Origin of the sequence: Candidatus Poriferisodalis sp. (assembly GCF_965208895.1) — a bacterium.
In the GTDB taxonomy this organism is placed as follows: domain Bacteria; phylum Actinomycetota; class Acidimicrobiia; order Acidimicrobiales; family Poriferisodalaceae; genus Poriferisodalis.
The window spans coordinates 2567446-2580453 of record NZ_OZ242363.1 but is presented as its reverse complement, the minus strand read 5'-3'; the positions used below and the strand labels follow the sequence as shown (position 1 = coordinate 2580453).

General features: G+C 66.9%; 13 protein-coding genes and 1 tRNA gene. 5 read left to right on the top strand and 9 right to left on the bottom strand.

The features are described 5' to 3' along the window. Nucleotides 1–43: 43 nt before the first annotated feature. From ACOGJB_RS11620 to ACOGJB_RS11595, 6 genes are all read right to left on the bottom strand, one after another. Nucleotides 44–940 (bottom strand): TIGR03564 family F420-dependent LLM class oxidoreductase, encoded by an 897-nt coding sequence (locus tag ACOGJB_RS11620; protein ID WP_419837294.1) that lies wholly within the window; start codon nt 938–940, stop codon nt 44–46. Between the two features lie 50 nt (nt 941–990). Further along, nucleotides 991–1893, bottom strand: a complete 903-nt coding sequence (locus tag ACOGJB_RS11615; RefSeq protein WP_419837293.1) for an LLM class flavin-dependent oxidoreductase — start codon at nt 1891–1893, stop codon at nt 991–993. Between the two features lie 52 nt (nt 1894–1945). After that, the gene (locus ACOGJB_RS11610) at nt 1946–2983 is read right to left on the bottom strand and encodes a methyltransferase domain-containing protein (RefSeq protein WP_419837292.1); all 1038 of its coding nucleotides are present in this window, start codon (nt 2981–2983) and stop codon (nt 1946–1948) included. A 227-nt stretch (nt 2984–3210) separates the two neighbouring features. Continuing rightward, entirely contained in the window at nt 3211–4416 is a 1206-nt protein-coding gene (locus ACOGJB_RS11605) for an MFS transporter (RefSeq protein ID WP_419837291.1), read from the bottom strand. Between the two features lie 103 nt (nt 4417–4519). Continuing rightward, nucleotides 4520–5203: a hypothetical protein gene (locus ACOGJB_RS11600; RefSeq protein WP_419837290.1), complete on the bottom strand. Its 684-nt coding sequence runs from the start codon at nt 5201–5203 to the stop codon at nt 4520–4522. Continuing rightward, nucleotides 5200–5625 (bottom strand): RusA family crossover junction endodeoxyribonuclease, encoded by a 426-nt coding sequence (locus tag ACOGJB_RS11595; protein WP_419837289.1) that lies wholly within the window; start codon nt 5623–5625, stop codon nt 5200–5202. The genes ACOGJB_RS11600 and ACOGJB_RS11595 overlap by 4 nt, the downstream gene beginning before the upstream one ends. A gap of 98 nt (nt 5626–5723) precedes the next feature. Here ACOGJB_RS11595 and ACOGJB_RS11590 point away from each other — a divergent pair. The 3 genes from ACOGJB_RS11590 (at nt 5724) to ACOGJB_RS11580 (ending at nt 6452) form a co-directional block, all read left to right on the top strand. Next, a tRNA-Ala gene (locus ACOGJB_RS11590) sits at nt 5724–5800 on the top strand. A 47-nt stretch (nt 5801–5847) separates the two neighbouring features. Continuing rightward, nucleotides 5848–6009, top strand: coding sequence for a hypothetical protein (locus tag ACOGJB_RS11585; RefSeq protein ID WP_419837288.1), 162 nt, complete (start codon nt 5848–5850; stop codon nt 6007–6009). A gap of 26 nt (nt 6010–6035) precedes the next feature. Continuing rightward, on the top strand, nt 6036–6452 hold the full coding sequence (locus tag ACOGJB_RS11580) for a DUF1801 domain-containing protein (protein WP_419837287.1): 417 nt from the start codon (nt 6036–6038) through the stop codon (nt 6450–6452). 32 nt (nt 6453–6484) lie between these two features. Here ACOGJB_RS11580 and ACOGJB_RS11575 read toward each other — a convergent pair whose 3' ends face one another. The 3 genes from ACOGJB_RS11575 to ACOGJB_RS11565 form a co-directional block, all read right to left on the bottom strand. After that, nucleotides 6485–7243 (bottom strand): hypothetical protein, encoded by a 759-nt coding sequence (locus ACOGJB_RS11575; protein WP_419837286.1) that lies wholly within the window; start codon nt 7241–7243, stop codon nt 6485–6487. Further along, nucleotides 7182–8180, bottom strand: a complete 999-nt coding sequence (locus ACOGJB_RS11570) for a WD40/YVTN/BNR-like repeat-containing protein (protein ID WP_419837285.1) — start codon at nt 8178–8180, stop codon at nt 7182–7184. The genes ACOGJB_RS11575 and ACOGJB_RS11570 overlap by 62 nt, the downstream gene beginning before the upstream one ends. Before the next feature lie 75 nt (nt 8181–8255). Next, nucleotides 8256–9251, bottom strand: coding sequence for a homocysteine S-methyltransferase family protein (locus tag ACOGJB_RS11565; protein ID WP_419837284.1), 996 nt, complete (start codon nt 9249–9251; stop codon nt 8256–8258). A gap of 147 nt (nt 9252–9398) precedes the next feature. Between ACOGJB_RS11565 and ACOGJB_RS11560 the strand changes: the two genes are divergently transcribed. Continuing rightward, a complete protein-coding gene (locus tag ACOGJB_RS11560) occupies nt 9399–10151 on the top strand; it encodes an enoyl-CoA hydratase/isomerase family protein (protein WP_419837283.1) in 753 nt (250 codons plus the stop codon). A gap of 97 nt (nt 10152–10248) precedes the next feature. Beyond that, nucleotides 10249–12801, top strand: coding sequence for a CoA transferase (locus tag ACOGJB_RS11555; protein WP_419837282.1), 2553 nt, complete (start codon nt 10249–10251; stop codon nt 12799–12801). Nucleotides 12802–13008 lie beyond the last annotated feature (207 nt).

Genomic DNA, 13008 nt, shown 5'->3' with positions numbered 1-13008 from the left:
AGATGAGCAGGCCGATGAGCGTCTAGCGGGTGGCCGCCTGCGATCAGCTGAGCAGGCCGATCAGGGTCTCGCGGGTCGCAGCCTGCTCGTCGAGTGTGCCGAATGCCGAGCCGGCGAACGAGGTCACACCGCACTCGGCTAGCGCGTTGATGCGGTCGCTGACCTCGGCTGCGCTGCCGATGATGGCGATGTCTTCGGGCCCGCTCAGGCCCTCCCGGTCGATCATCGCCCGGTAGCTCGGCAGCGTCCCGTACACCACCAGGTCCTTGGCGGCTCGCTCGCGGGCAGTGTTGGCGTCATCGGTCACGCACACCGGGAATCCGGCCACCACCTGCGGTGCCGGGCGGCCGGCCTCGGTAGCGACCTCGTTGATGGTCGGCGCAGTGTGATCCCGCAATGTCGCCGGCCCGGTCATCCAGGTGATGGTGCCGTCGGCCATGCGACCGGTCAGCCGCAGCAACTGGCTGCCCAGCGCTGCCACGAACACCGGCGGCGGGTCGGCCGGCGGGGGAGTGATCTCGCCGCGGCCGACGACGGCGTCGCCGCCGTGGGACACGCGCCGATCGGTGAGCAGCTTGGTCAAGATGGTCAGGTAGTCGCGCATGTGGGCGATCGGCCGGTCGAACGAGTAGCCCCACATGCCCTCCACGACCGGCTTGTGCGACGGGCCGATGCCGAGATCGAGGCGACCGCCGATGATCGCCTGGGTCGTCAGGGCCTGCTGGGCCAGCATCATCGGATGCCGCGGGTAGGTCGGCACCACCGACGTGCCGACGCGAATGCCAGGCACGTCACGGGCAGCGACCGCAATGGTGGTGAGTGCGTCGTGGCCGAAGATCTGCGGCGTCCAGTAACGCCCGAAGCCTTGTTCGGAGGCCTCGCGGATGCTGGCCTCGAAGCGCTCAGGCGTGGTGTCGAATCCGAACAGCTCAATATGCATGGCTGGGATCGTAACGGCGCCTCTCGCCTCGTTTGCGAGTACGCGGGCTGTCAGGCGAAGGTGTCGAACAGCTCTTCAAGCGCCTTGAGCTGGCCCCCGCTCGTGCTCGATGGCACCAGGATCGGTGTCTTGCAGCCGGCGTCGAACCAGGCTTCGACGCCGTCGCGGACTTCGCTGGCGGATCCGTACAGCGTCGCATTCGACAGCCAGTCATCGGTCATCGCCCGGTTCAGAGCGTCGCCGTCGCCGGCCGCAACGGCCGCCTCGACCGCCTCCATTTCGTCGACCCAGCCGGCCTGCTTCCAGTAGTTCCGGTAGTTCGGCAGCGCCACGTAGCCCGACAGCGTCTTTCGGTTGCGGGCTGCGCCCGCAGAGCGGTCATCGTCGATGACGGTCGGGATCATGTTTCCCACGAAGAAGTCGTCACGGTTCGCGGCGTCGCCGAGGTGCGCCACCGAGTTAGCGAAGTCGTTGCAGCTCGCGTTCGCCCAGACCGCCCCGGAGCTGATCTCGGCCGACAGCTCGGCCATGCGCTGGCGCAGCGTGGCCAGCACGATCGGGGGGAGCTCACCGTGCTGCTGCGATGCCGCCTCCATGGCAGCGATGTACTCGCGGATGTCGGCGAGCGGCTTGCCGGGCGTGATACCGAGGCGCTGGTGCACCGGGCCGTGCGTCACGCCGATGCCCAGCCAGAAGCGTCCGCCCGAAACCTCATGGATAAACGCCGCGGTTGAGGCCATGTCGACGGGGTTGCGGAAGTAGATCGGCTGCACCGAAGTGCCGAAGTGGATCTCGTTGGTGACGTGGGCAATGGACTGGCACAGCGCCACCGGGTCGCCCATGGAGGGGCAGTAGATGCCGCTGAATCCTCGTTGTTCGATCTCGGCGGCGATTTCCAGGGTGCGCTCGCGGCGGCCGCGTACGGCCGCCAGCGAAATGGCAGGCATGTTCATGCGGGGTTTCCTAGCAGACGTGCCCGATTGTCGCCGTTTCGCCGGGAGGGTCTCAAAGCGGTTTGCGGGCCACGAAGCAGTACAGCGGCGTGAAGATTCCTGTCTTGCCGCCGGCGACGTACGCCTCGGCAGTGCGATCCAGCAGCTTGGCGATCTCGGCGGTGCCCCTGGGCAGCACCCTCAACGTTTCAGCAACGCGTGCGGACCCGATTGCGAGCCGTCGACCCAGGGGTGTTCCTCGCAGGGTGCTGCTGCGGGTGCCGCTGCTCGCCTCCATGGGCTGATACCACGGAGTGGTCGAGCCGTTTTCCGCAGTGCCGCGGTCGTTGCCTTCGACGACCTCGAATCCTGCCGATTCGAGTGCTGCGTTGACTTCTGCGAACGTTGCAATCTTGCGCAGCGCTATCCCGCGCATGAGTTCTTGTTTGATTGCTTGGTGCTGAGCGTTGTCGGGATCGAACGTGTCCGTCAGGCACATTTCCTGACCCCACAGCAGGGCGCCCGGCTTGAGCACGCGCGCGATCTCGGTGAATGCGCCGACCTTGTCGGGCGCGTGACATGTCGATTCGATCGCGTAGGCGCGGTCGTACGTACTGTCTTCGATGGTGCCCATGTCCATGAAGCTGGTTTTCACGTAGTCGATCATGTCGCTGAGGCCTGCTTCGGCGGTCAATGACATTGCCCTGGCCAGTTGGACTTCGCTGCTGTTGATGCCGGTGACCCTGACGCCCGATTCTCGAACCACCGTCCGCATCGGTCCGCCGATCCCGCACCCGACGTCGATGACGGACATCCCCCCGTGCAGGTCCAGCTTGTCGATCATCAATCGCTGATGGCGGAGCTTGGAGTCTTCCAGGCTTTCGGAGGCAGTCAGCGGCGCGAAGTGCAGCGACTCACCCCAGCCATAGATCATCAGATGGCTGCAGATGTCGTAGTACTCGCGTGCTGTCTCGGCGTGGTCTGAATTCGCGCTGCCGTCAGGCGCCAGCGTCTCGTCGAGCCGTCCGTTGAGTTGCTCCACCCGGTGTCGAAGATCTGAGTCGCGGTACGACGCTCTCAGTCCGCGCGCGACTTGCCAGATGCTGCTCACCCGGCGGAGCCTAGAGATTGCTTCAATGGGTGAGCCTTCTGGTTGTCGCACCAGTTGTTTCCCGATCTTGTTCCCCGTCCTCATGCGATTGGGCTCACGGGCCGCTCGGGCCACTGCTTCGCCCTGCGCTTCCTGCTCTAGCTCGCTTCGCTCGCGGGCTGATCGGGCCCGGGGCTCAGCCTTCTGGGGCCTGCGCAGACATCGCTTCGCCGGGTACAGCTGAGGAATCAGCCCGAGCGCGTAGCTGGGTCGTGCATCGGAAGGGCGAGCAGGCCGAGCGCGATGAGGCTGGTGAGGGTGACGAGCCCGATGGCGGGGCCGAAACCGGCGGCGTCGATGATGAAGCCGCAGACGGCCGGGCCGGCGAGCGCGCCGACACCCAGACCCGTGTAGTAGATGCCGATCACGCCACCCAGATTCTCCACGCCGTACCAGCCGGCGAGTACCGAGGGCGTGGCGGTGACCCACACCGCCCAGCCGACGCCGTGAGCGATGGCACTCACGATGAGCACGGCCGGATTCCCGCCCGAGATCCACCAGATCGCCAGAGCGGCAGTCATGGCGGCGAATGCTGCTCGGCACAGCCACATGGGGTCGACGCGGTGGCCCAGCGCGCCGCAGGCCAGGCGGGCGGCCACGCTGGTGGCACCCGAGATGCCGATGAGTGCGGCAGCCAGCGCTGGTGCGACGCCGCGCTCGACCGCGTAGTCGTTGTAGAACGCGACGGGGGCGTAGAAGCCCGGTCCGATCGCCACGACGGCTGCGAAGAACAGCAAGAATCGGCGTGAGCGCGCCAGCACGGCGACCCCGATGAGACGGGCAGGCGCTGTTCGCACCCGGTCGCCGCGTGTTGCCGCCCAGCCGATGGCCACGAAGGCCACGCCTGCCAGCACGGCATAGGTCTGGCGCCAACCCAGGGTCGAGATCAGGACATGGCTCGCCAGTGGCATCACCAGTGTTCCTGCCCCGACGCCGGCCAGCAGGAAGCCCATGGCCGCGGGACGCCGCCGCTCGCTGAAGCTGCGACCGATGAGGCCAATCATCGACGGATAGCAGAAGCCGGTGGCCATTCCGACGAGGACCCCGAAGGCGGCGTAGGTCTGCCACAGAGCGTCTGAGGCCGCCGTCAGCAACAGGCCGACGGACATTGCAAGCGCTGCGGCTGCGATCAGCAGCCGGGCCCCGTAGCGGTCGCCGATGCGACCCCCGATTGCGCCGCCGGCGTAGTAAGTGCACACCGCCGTCGAGAAGAGGGCGGCCACGGGTCCGGTCGTGGTGCCGAGGTCGTCCGCGATGGGCGTCAGGAACACGCCGAACGAGAAGAGGATCCCGAAGGTCACGAAGTTGGCGGCGAACGCCGCTGCCGCAATCGACCACGGCGCTCCGGGGTCCTCCGGGTCCCCCGGTTGCGTCAGATTGAATGTGCCGGACACCAGCCCTCAAGCCTGCCCTGCACCAGCCGTGCCCGCCTGACACTCAACGCGAAACTTGGTTTCCCGGCAGGCAATTCCAGGCTTCGAGCGTCAGACTTGGATTTCAGGACGACGCGGTGTCGTCATTTGCTGCTTCATCAACGACATGATGGACGAACTCAAAGAGTCCGAGGACGGCAGTGTCTTGGACGTCGGCGTGACTCATTCCGTGTGCCACGGCGTTCCGAAGCGGCAGCAGCTGCTTGAGGTAATCGCCGTCGTCGTGAGAAATCACGCCGTGCATCGTCGCCGAGTCGATCAGCAGGCTGGAGGGGGGCACTTCAGCCCGACGGCCCGTCTCCTCCTGCAACAGGGTGCGGATCACTGCCTCACAGGCTGACCATGCGATGAGGAGCGATGACTCCAGATTTCCTGCTTCTCGGAGGTGCTGGGCGTGGCTCAAGCGATGCAGGGCTTCACTGATGCCCAGCGGCTGTGAATCGTCCGGAGCAGCGAGTTGGTGCGCCTCTGGGATCAAGACGAGATCGAGTTGCCACCCAGGCTCCGACTCGACGACGCGGGCCAGTTCGGCGATCGCTGCGTCCTTCTGCAGCGTCATCCTCCGCTTCACTTCGATCACCCGGTTGTCGTCGCCCTTGGTCGCCACGATGTCAGGTCGGAAGCCGGGCAGAAACTTGAGCCGGGTCCCCAGACTGACGTCGAAGCCCCGTTCGCGGTATTCCTTCGCCGTCTTTTCCAGCCAATACGTCTCGAGGCCCGCACTCGGAACGTCCTGCTTCGCAGTCATCGCGCAAACAGCTCTCTCGCGTCAGCAGCCGCCACCAGTACGTGCAGGAACGGGGTAGTCCTGGTCACGTGGGGGTGCAAGACAGCCGTCGCGCCGTCCCACCGGAGATCGTCATGCAGGTTGCGTCGGTGGCACTCAACATCGATCACCTGCTTGTCGTCGATGTACACAAGTCCTTTGAGCGCGTCCAGAATCGGCTTCGGCACGTTGTCGACATCGAGCGACTCTCGCCGGTCGGCCCATGGATCTGAGCAAAAGTAGTTGATCGTGACCGCAACATCGCCCGCGATGGCGCTCGGAGAGCTCCATGGCGCCGAGGCCGCCTGGCTGACCCGTGCCTGCCAAGCGCGACGACGCGATGCCTTCTTCGCCTGCTGGCTCACGGGCGACCCGTCGACGATGAACTCCAATGGAAGGGACACTGCTTCGAAGCTAACCGACTGGAATCGAGCGGTCGCCTGAATTTCAGGCTCAGTTGTCTGGCACACCGAGCGGTACCCTCACAGCGCTTCGACTCGTTGGGGCTGTAGCTCAGATGGCAAGAGCACCTGCTTTGCAAGCAGGGGGTCACGGGTTCGAGTCCCGTCAGCTCCACCAAGTTTCTGCGGTCCCACCAGTTCGCTGCTCGATGGAAGGAGCACGACGTGCGCGTAGATAGAGGCCTCGGTCTCGGCGTCGCCATTGGAGCTGGAGGTGGAGTAGGCCTCGGCGCGCTCATCGGCAACATGGGCATTGGCGTAGCGGCAGGCATTGCCGTGGGCATTGCTGTCGCTGCCGATTTGGGCCGCCGGCGTCGCGACGGCTGACGCTCAGCCGGCCGCTCTCGTCCACCATGGTTTCTTCGGAATCGCCGAAGCTGCTTGCCGGCGGCAATCCGCAGATCCCCAACGGCGACGGCGATGCCCCGGTGCAGGCGTACATCGCGGCGATGCCGAATTGGAAGGGCGTCATTGCTCGCCAGCTGGATGACCTGATCGAGCGTGTTGTGCCCGACGTGCGCAAGGCGGTGCGGTGGAATTCGCCCTTCTATGGCGTTTCCGGGCGCGGCTGGTTTGCGAGCTGCCATGCGTTCACCCGCTACGTCAAGGTGACGTTTCTGAACGGCGCACTGCTGTCTCCCGAACCGCCTGGCTCGGGCAAGGACCCTGATGCGCGTTGGGTCGACATAGCCGAGGGCCAGTTTGACGCCGCGCAGATGGAACTGTGGATCCGGCAGGCGTCAGCCCAGGACGGCTGGCACGGGTTCTGATCGCCGACGGGGTGCGATCTCGCGGCTGCCGGTCAGCACAGTTCGAAACCGGCCACCGGGCGTGTGGGGCGGCGATCGACCACGCGTGCGCAGAAGGCCCGAGCCTCGTCGATGCGCCCGCTGCGGACGTAAGCGGCCAGCAGCGTGTTGGTCATCAGGTCGCGCTGGGCTCGGCTGCCGCCGATGCGCACGACTTGAGGGATCAGCGGCTCGAGAACGTCGATGACCGCCGACCACTTCTCGTCGACGAACGCGGCATAGGCCCGCGCCAGCTCTGCTCCGGTCGTACCTGCGGGCAGGCGGCTTGCTTCGCCGAGTTCGGTCAGCAGCGAGATGGTGGTTTGCAGCTGCTCGGTTTCGCCCAGTGCGGCGTAGAGGAGGCCGACATGGGCATCGACGAACACCATCGGCTGGGGGAAGTTCTTCTCGTAGAACTCGCGCACCGACTCCCACGAGTCTCGGTTGCGCGGGTTGCCCGCCAGCTCTGTGCGCCACATGAACGACGAGGAATCGGAGAACACGGTGATCGGCGGGCTGGTCGTCGTGCCGGGCAGGCAATTCTGGCTGAAGGCTTCCCACGCGGCGTCGCAGCGCTGGACCGCGAGCAGCGCCAGCGCGTAGTGCCACCAGATGTGGCAGTGCAGCACGCTCGCCCGGTCGGAGCTGGGCAGCCAGCCATCGAGGAGATCGACGCGTTGCGCCCCCGGCGTTCTGCGTGTCCGCGGCTCGTCAGACCACCGCCAGCGACCAGACGAGAGGTAACCCGGACCCGAGCTCGATCCACTGGGCATCTTCGGACACCTGCCACACCTCGCCGGTGTCGGTGCCGACGAGGACGCCGCCCACGTTGGCCGGGTCGGCGATCAGGCCGTGAAAATTGACGGGCGAGGGCGAATGGGCATCGTCGCAGAGCGACCGCCACGACCGGCCGTGGTCGTCCGACCGGTACAGGGCTGCGTTGGCCCCGCCATCGTCTTTGTAGTGCGAGAACGCGGTGGGGGCGCTGGCGACGGTGACGCTGTAGGGGTCGCGGCGGTCGATGCACAGCGGGCGCGAGTAGCGCGGCACGACGCCCTTCCAGGCGTAGTCCCATGTCTCGCCGTAGTCGTCGGAGCGGAACACGCCGGCGTTGCCTTCAAGTTCTTCGGCGACACCGTCGAAGCGGCCGTAGCCGGTGCTGATGAACAGCACTCCGGGCTCGGCGGGGTGGGCGAACATCATGTGGATGTCGGGATTGCCACCTGGCAGATCGACCGTCCAGCTCTCGCCGCCGTCGGTGGTGCGGGCTATTCCGCCGACCTCGACGCCGATCCAGATGCGGTCGGGATCGTCTTCGTCGATGACCAGGGCTCGGGCGCGACCAGGTTGGGGAGGCTCGATGGGCACACACCACTGCGCCGCCTCAGGAAGGCTGGCGAACGAAGAAATCTCCGCCCACGTCGCCCCCTCGTCGTCGCTGCGGAACAAGGCGGCCGGCTCGGTGCTGGCGTAGAGCCGCCCACCGGGCGCGGCGCGAATCTGCCACACGTCGCAGCCCTCGAGCTGCGGTCCAGACCACGTGCGACCGCCGTCGAGACTGGTGTACAGACCCCCGGCCGCACCAGCGAGCACGCGATCGTCAAGGTTGACGAGGTCGCGGACGTGGCGAGCGTCGAGTGTCTGTGTGGCTCCTGCGTCGTCGATGACGAAGACACCTCGGGTGGTACCCGCGAGCAGCTGACCGTTCATGGGATCACCCTAGATCGCACGTGGAAACCACGAGTTCGGACACGGTCAGCCCGTCACAACTGCATCCGGTCGGCGTCAGCCGCCGCTGCGGCGTCGGCGGGGGCGGCGGCGAACCAGGCGTTCATCGAGGGCTGTCTTCGGGTTGAGGACCACCTCGACGGACGGCGGCGGTTCATCGCCTGCGAGCACCGAGACGATCCGCTCGGTGTGCGCCGGTGAACTGCCGCAGCAGCTGCCGATCACATCGACGCCCGCTATGTGCGCGCGGTGTGCGTGCGCGGCGAGCAACTCGGGTGTGCCGTCGTAGACCAGTCCGTCGCCGTGCCAGTGGGGCACCCCCGCGTTCGGCTTGGATACCGTCAGCGTGCCGCTGCCGACGTTGGCAATGACGATGACAGCCGCCTCGGTGTCGGGCACGTTATTCCCGCAGTTGGCGCCGAGGGCAGCGAGCTCCAGCGCCCCCAGCCGTTCAACGAGTTCCCTGCCGGTGACGCCCATCATCGTGCGGCCGGCAGTGTCGAAGCTCATGGTGGCGGCGATCGGCAGGTCGCACGCCGAGCGTGCCCCTCGAACGGCAGCCTCGACCTCGTCGAGAGCGCTCATCGTCTCGATCCACAGCAGATCGACCCCGCCTGCGGCCAGCGCAGCGGCCTGCTCGGCGAATGCGGTTTCGCACGTATCCGCCTCCATGGTGCCGAGCGGTGCGAGCAGCTCGCCGGTGGGCCCCATGGATCCGGCTACGAGCACTGGCCGCCCTGACCGCTCCGTCTCCGCGTCGGCTTCGAGCCGGCCGATCTGCGCGGCAGCTTGGTTCAGCTCACCTACCCGGTGTTCGAAGCCGTGCAGCGACTGACGGAAGCAGTTGCCGCCGAAGCTGTTGGTCACGATCAGGTCTGCGCCGGCCTGCAGGTAGCCCCGGTGGACGGCGCGTATCTCGTCGGGGTGGCTGAGATTCCATTCCTCCGGCGACCAGCCCGCCGACAGCCCGGCGGCGAACAGCTGCGTGCCCATTGCGCCGTCGGCCACGACGTAGCCCTTGGACATCACCAGGTCGCGCAGCGTCGCTGTCATCAATGGGGCCCTTCATCGGCTGGCACGGCCAACGTACCGCGGCCGCGTTTCAGCGCAGAACGATTTTCTCGGACGTTTGTCGCCCTGCGGCGGCACCCGCGGGCGCATCGTGCAAGCATTCGGCCAACAAGCTGAGAGGGGCTGGCCATGGACGAGGTGACCTACGAAGTCGACGGGCACGTGGCGACGATCACGTTGAACCGGCCGGACAAGCTCAATGCGATGACCGATGAGATGTACCACGGCATCGGAGAATCGCTCGTCGCCTCCGATGCCGACCCCGCGGTGCGGTGCACGATCGTCACCGGCACCGGCCGGGCGTTCACTTCGGGCCACGACCTCGGCGAGTTTGCGGATCGGGAAGCCTGGATGCCGTGGCGTCCAAACCGGTTCGACATCGGGCTGGAAACCGCCAAGCCCACGATCGCGGCCATTCAGGGCTATTGCCTGGCGGGCGGGCTGGAACTGGCGTTGTTCTGCGACATCCGGGTGTGCGATGACACCGCGCAGTTCGGCTGCCCGGAAGTGCGCTGGGCGATCCTGCACGGCTACGGCGCGCTGCGTCTGCCGGGCTTGATCGGCTCGTCGGACGCAATGCGGTTGCTGCTGACCGGTTCGTTCATCGATGCCGCCGAGGCGTTGCGCGTCGGGCTCGTCAGCGAGAAGACCGCGCCCGAAAACCTGCAGGCAACCGCCCGGGGCATCGCCGATCAGATCGCCGCGAACGGCCCCGCCGCCATCCGGATGACCAAGGAACTGGCATTGCGGGGCCGCGAGATGTCACTGGCCGACGGCCTGCGGCTGTACCAGGAGTACACCCGGTCGGCCTTCGCCTCCCCCGACGCCAAGGAGGGCTTGCGGGCATTCGCCGAACGCCGCGACCCCGATTACCGCAGCTAACTCGACGGCGAATCCGTCGCGGCTCACAGCAGAAGCGGGAACCAAGCGGCGTGGGTACGATCCGGGCCCGCTGGGCTGGCGGCGACTCAGGGGTGATGTGCGAGGCGTTCGGGTACTGGATCTGAGCGACGGGCGAGCGGGTGCCTACTGCGCTCGGCTGCTCGCGATGACCGGCGCCGAGGTCGTGGTGGGCGAGCCGCCAGAGGGCTCCCGTCTGCGGCAGTCACGTGTGCTCGACAGCGGCGACGGCCGCGTTTCTGTGGCATGGGAGTACTTGCGCGCCAACATGACGAGCGTTCTGCGAGACCCTGGTGCATCGCTGGCGGAATTGGCTGCGGGCTTCGATGTCTTGGTGCTGGATTGCCAGGGCGATCTGGCTTCGACGCAAGCGGAGGTCACCGGTGCGCGCGAGGCGCACCCCCAGCTCGTGGCAGCCGCCATTACGCCGTACGGGTTCACGGGGCCGAAGTCGGCGTGGCGGGCTGGCCCGCTCGAGCATTGGGCGCTCGGCGGGCATATGAGCCTCAACGGCGAGCCAGACCGGCACCCGCTGCCGGGCGGCGGCCCATGGCTCACACACCTGGTCGGGGCGACTGCGGCGATCGGCATCGGGGCTGCGCTGGTCAACGCCGCGACGACTGGCCGCGGCGACCTCGTGGAGGTGTCCGCACTGGAGGCGCTCGCCAACGCTCACCAATGGAGCTTCAGCCTCTACACCCACAACGGCGTCACCAAGCGGCGGTGGGGAAACCGTTTCGGCGAGCAGCACCATCCGCTGGCGCTCTATGAGTGCATAGACGGCTGGGTTTGCATCGCGGCCGTTTCGGTCCACCAGTGGGAAGGCTTCTGCATCGCCATGGACCAGGTCGAGTTGCTGGCCCGCGACGACCTCTATGTGCCCGCCGTGCGTTTCGACCACGCCGACGAGCTGGACGAGAGCATCTCTGCCTGGGCTGCCACCAAGACCGTCGATGAGGCGGTCACTGCGCTGCAGGACAACCAGGTCCCCTCCGGACCGGTGGCCAGTCTCGACGACATGCTCGTCAGCCCGCAGCTCGCCGCACGCGGCTACTGGGTGAACCTGGATGCCCTGCCGGCCGACGCTGCGCCGGCCGACTCAGCGGCTGGGGCACCGGTGTCGGATGGCTCTTCGTTGAGCGACGAGATGACAGTCGTCACAGCACGACCGCGGGTGCCGGGTCCGCCGGCTCGTATTGACGGCGCGACACCGCAGTTTCGCCGCGCACCAGCGCTCGGCACCGACGCCCTAGTGTCCGCCACCCTGACGGCCGACGCCGCGGTGGGCGATGCCGCGACCACCCGAGGCAGAGAACCGATCTGGCCCGACGGCGCCAAGCCGCTTGCGGGCGTACGAGTCGTGGAGTTCACGATTGCATGGGCAGGTCCGCTGGTATGCCGGATGCTCGGCGATCTCGGCGCCGACGTCGTCAAGATCGAGCACCCCACCGCACGCGGTCTCGCCATGCCGCCCGCCGAGAAGATCGTCGCCGAACGGGGGAGCTGGGAATGGGGGCAGCTGCCCGGCCCTCTGTCGCGCAACGGCATCTTCCTGAACAACGACCCCGGCGACGACTGGTTCAACCGGCTCGGTCACTGGAACAAGATGAACCGCTCGAAGCGGGGCCTCTGCTTGGACCTGAAGGCTCCCGGCGGCCGTGAGGCGCTGAGCCGGCTGGTCGCAACGGCCGACATCGTCGTTAACAACTACAGCCCACGCGGCGTCCGCTCCGCCGGTATCACGCCCGCCGAGCTGCGCGAGATGAACCCCGCCATCGTGACGCTCGACATGTCCGGCTTCGGCGCCACCGGTCCCGACGCCGAACGCATCAGCTGGGGCCCGGTGCTCGACGCCGCTTCGGGCTTGGCCTCCACCACTGGCTACCCCGACTCGGGCCCCTACAAGCAAGGCATCGCCTTCCCCGACGTCGTCGGCGGCCTGCACGGAACGGTTGTCGCCCTGGCAGCCCTGTGGCAGCACTGGCGCACCAGCAATCCGGTTTCGGTCGACCTCTCGCAGCTCGAAACAGCGATCGCCGTAGCAGGCGACCAGTTCGCCGAAGCATCCATGCGCCACCCCGGCGCCCCACCACCGCCACGCCGCGGAGCACGCTCGCCAGACGCAGCCCCGGCGGGCGTCTACCGGTGCCTTGGCGATGACGCCTGGCTGGCACTCACCGTCACCGACGACGAGGCATGGAAGGCACTCGTCGGGGCGCTCGACGACCCAACATGCAAGCCCCACTGGGCAACCGCGGCAGCTCGCCAAGCCGATCACGACACCATCGACACCATGATCGAACGCTGGACGCTGACGCGGGACAAGCACGATGCCGCCGCCGAGTTGCAGGCAGCCGGGATCAGCGCTTCAGCTGTGATGACAGTCGCCGACATCGTCAACGATGACCACAGCATCGCCCGAAACCTGATGGTCGATCACGCCCGCCCTGGCGAACAACCGCAGCTGTTCCCCGGTCTGCCCTTCCGCTTCGAATCAACCCCCGCCGCCGTCAGCCCAGCCCCAAAGCTCGGCCAGCACAACGAAGCGATCCTGACCGAACTCGGCTACACCTTCACCGAGATCACCGCGCTCTACGACACCAACACCATCGCCCAAGCCCCATCAGATTGAGGGCACGCGCCGCCTCCGCAACGGGGCCCTCGTAGTTGATCTCGACGACGCGGTCCCAGAAGTCGTCATCGGTGGTGACGAAGGGACGCAGTTCGTCCCATCAAGTTTATTCGAAAACTCGGTGGCCATTGTTCGATGTAGTCGACGCGCCAAGACCAGTCTGCGTCGCATTCCTCACGATGGTCGTCAACTGACCACCCGGTGATT

Coding starts and splice junctions, on each gene's coding strand:
- ACOGJB_RS11620 (WP_419837294.1), bottom strand. CDS start 940: ATGCATATTGAGCTGTTCGGATTCGACACCACGCCTGAGCGCTTCGAG.
- ACOGJB_RS11615 (WP_419837293.1), bottom strand. CDS start 1,893: ATGAACATGCCTGCCATTTCGCTGGCGGCCGTACGCGGCCGCCGCGAG.
- ACOGJB_RS11600 (WP_419837290.1), bottom strand. CDS start 5,203: ATGACTGCGAAGCAGGACGTTCCGAGTGCGGGCCTCGAGACGTATTGG.
- ACOGJB_RS11580 (WP_419837287.1), top strand. CDS start 6,036: ATGGTTTCTTCGGAATCGCCGAAGCTGCTTGCCGGCGGCAATCCGCAG.
- ACOGJB_RS11575 (WP_419837286.1), bottom strand. CDS start 7,243: ATGCCCAGTGGATCGAGCTCGGGTCCGGGTTACCTCTCGTCTGGTCGC.
- ACOGJB_RS11570 (WP_419837285.1), bottom strand. CDS start 8,180: ATGAACGGTCAGCTGCTCGCGGGTACCACCCGAGGTGTCTTCGTCATC.
- ACOGJB_RS11565 (WP_419837284.1), bottom strand. CDS start 9,251: ATGACAGCGACGCTGCGCGACCTGGTGATGTCCAAGGGCTACGTCGTG.
- ACOGJB_RS11560 (WP_419837283.1), top strand. CDS start 9,399: ATGGACGAGGTGACCTACGAAGTCGACGGGCACGTGGCGACGATCACG.